Source organism: Endozoicomonas sp. SESOKO3 (assembly GCF_024606255.1).
On record NZ_JAHHPR010000304.1, the window covers coordinates 1 to 2,310 of the forward strand.

Here is a 2,310-nt window from a genome sequence, read left to right on the forward strand (position 1 = left end):
ACCATGACGGCCCAAGAAATATATATTGACAAGTTTCCTGCTATAAATGATTTTTTGTTAAAACACTTAATTGAAGAGCAAGGGAAAAGTCATTCTAAATTAAAAGTAAACAAAGTAGTTGTTTCTAAACCAGTTCTACCAGAAAACATAAAAAGAAACTATGAAGTGATTGTAGAAGAGAAAAGCAAGCTCGTAGCTGTTTCACAAACTCAAGCCAGGAAACTAAAGGAAGCCGAAACCCAACAATTGGAACGATCAAAAAAGGCTGATACAGATAAAATGGTAGCTGCAATAGAGAATGAAAAAAAACTGGCTGAGGAAAAAAATAAAATGGAATTAGAAAAAATCCGAGTTGCTGTTAGAGTTCATCAATTACGTGAAGACGCCGAAGCAGAAGCGTTTATACTCAGGCAAAAGGGTGAAGCAGAAGCATATGTCATAAAAATAAGTGGTGAAGCCCGTGCCAATGCCACTCTGCAAGAGGCAATAGCCAATGAAAGACTCATTACACCCTTGTATGTTCAGCTCAAACAAACAGAGGCTTTTTGGAGAAACAACAACTCTAAGCTGATATATTTTGGTGAAAAAATCCCCAAATCTGTATATCCGGGTTTTATCGATTCCAAGGATATAAAAAACCAGTAAAAAATATTTTTTGCCAGCAACTGCGTTAAATAACAGGGTTACAATGCAACTGCTGGCAAATAGGTCGTTATTTAAATTGTTCAGGAGAATCAATACCAAAGACTATCCGGAAGCGGCAACTGAAACTGGTCACCCAATACAGGTGGTTCAGGGGTTAAATTGTCTGAATGGCTGAAAGTGCTTTGCATTCCTTCCAAAAGCGACCCGAGCTCGTTCTCGGTGACTGTTATCATGCCCATTCCATGATTAGTGAACAAAGTGACCGTTTGATCGTCGTTCAAAGTCAGCAAAATCCAGATACCAGAGTTAGGTTCTGGCAATTGATAGGACGAGGTTCCATCCGATATATAAAAGCGTCCCAGAAAGTTCCAGCGTCCTGCTTGCAGGAATCTTAAAATCCAATCCTGTGGTTGCAGAAACGTCATAGCCCAACCCTGCGGATTGAGATATTGACTAAGCCACTTCCACCGCCATGAACTTGTCATGTCAAGCACCGATGAAGGAATAACACAAGACTCAATATAAGGGTCAAATTTCACGTGCTCAGGAGCAAAAAGAGGGTGAATACGTCTCTCATCTCCCTTCCCATAATCCAGTAAGTAGACACTCAATCGTTTGACCAGACTATCATCCGCCTCCAGATGAGCCTGCTGTTGCCGCAGCAAGATATAATAGAGGTAAGCAAAAAAACGCCTCTCATTCCTCAGTTGCTTCCAGTCATAACTTGCCAGCTCGGCTTTTACTGAGATCGACAGCCAGCCAATTCTGATAAAGAAGGTTTTCTCAAGCTGATCTAAACCAATATCGGTGATCCCACTTGCCTCAATAAGGGAGAAAAAAATGGTGAGATCTTCAGGACTAAACAAGCTGGCAAACCCTTCACGGTTTCCTTCAGGAAGGTTTCTGTCAATCTGGCACTGCATGAATTCAGATCGTTCTCTGAACGTTTGTATTTCATTGCTCAGTCTCTCAGTCAGTGTGACTTGACTACCGTCTAAACAGTCACTCGCAACGCTCAGTATATTCACTGCCGTTATGGTCTGGTTGTCTGTTTCATCATTCAATAGCTCTAACAGCAACTCGCATAACCCATAGACACCCTGATTTGACCTGAGAGAATTTGTTTCTCCACAATTAGGGCAAATGCCGCCCTCTGCACCTTGGTTTGAAAACTCTTTACAGTCAGGACAGGCGGCGTTCACTGTTAGCACAGACAGCCCCGCAGTCAGTAATATGAATACGATGAATAATCGCTGCATAGATATCTCATGATAAGTCAGTTGCTGAAAGACAGTCACTCCCTTGTTTTGTCACTTAATACAGCAGGATAGTCAATGCGGATCAATCATGTCAGCATTATCGAGTCCGGTTAATTCATCAGAAGAGGTGTGAGAGGCCTGTGAACCCCGTGGTTTACGCTAAAACAGCCGTTGTCGAGACAGCTATTTTAAGAACCAGCACAGTGAATCAGAACTCATATGCTGGTTTCTGAACGTATTTACGAACTTTGGAGTTTCTGTGGACTGCAGACCTGATAAAGGCTTCATCATTTTTAAGTTCATCATCAGCGTACACAAAAGCACGAGGATACTGTTTAATCAAGTCCAGCAGATACTCACGATCATTCAATATACTTTTACTGGCATATGATAAGAGACCAACATT

2 protein-coding genes and 1 pseudogene are annotated in these 2,310 nt (G+C 41.6%); 1 reads left to right on the plus strand and 2 read right to left on the minus strand.

Translation table 11 applies throughout. The annotated features are described in order from the left end of the window. A pseudogene (locus KDK18_RS05385) lies at positions 1-645 on the plus strand (hypothetical protein); the annotation flags it as partial. An 89-nt stretch (positions 646-734) separates the two neighbouring features. On the opposite strand, the gene KDK18_RS05390 reads toward KDK18_RS05385, so the two are convergent. Together KDK18_RS05390 and KDK18_RS05395 are read right to left on the minus strand one after the other, a co-directional pair. Further along, on the minus strand, positions 735-1,904 hold the full coding sequence (locus KDK18_RS05390) for a hypothetical protein (RefSeq protein WP_257253748.1): 1,170 nt from the start codon (positions 1,902-1,904) through the stop codon (positions 735-737). Between the two features lie 208 nt (positions 1,905-2,112). After that, positions 2,113-2,310: DUF4116 domain-containing protein (locus KDK18_RS05395; RefSeq protein WP_257253749.1), on the minus strand; the 198-nt coding region annotated here is incomplete at its 5' end.

What these genes read in the sequence shown, in the direction of transcription:
- KDK18_RS05390 (WP_257253748.1), bottom strand. Translation starts at nt 1,904, where the DNA reads ATGCAGCGATTATTCATCGTATTCATATTACTGACTGCGGGGCTGTCT.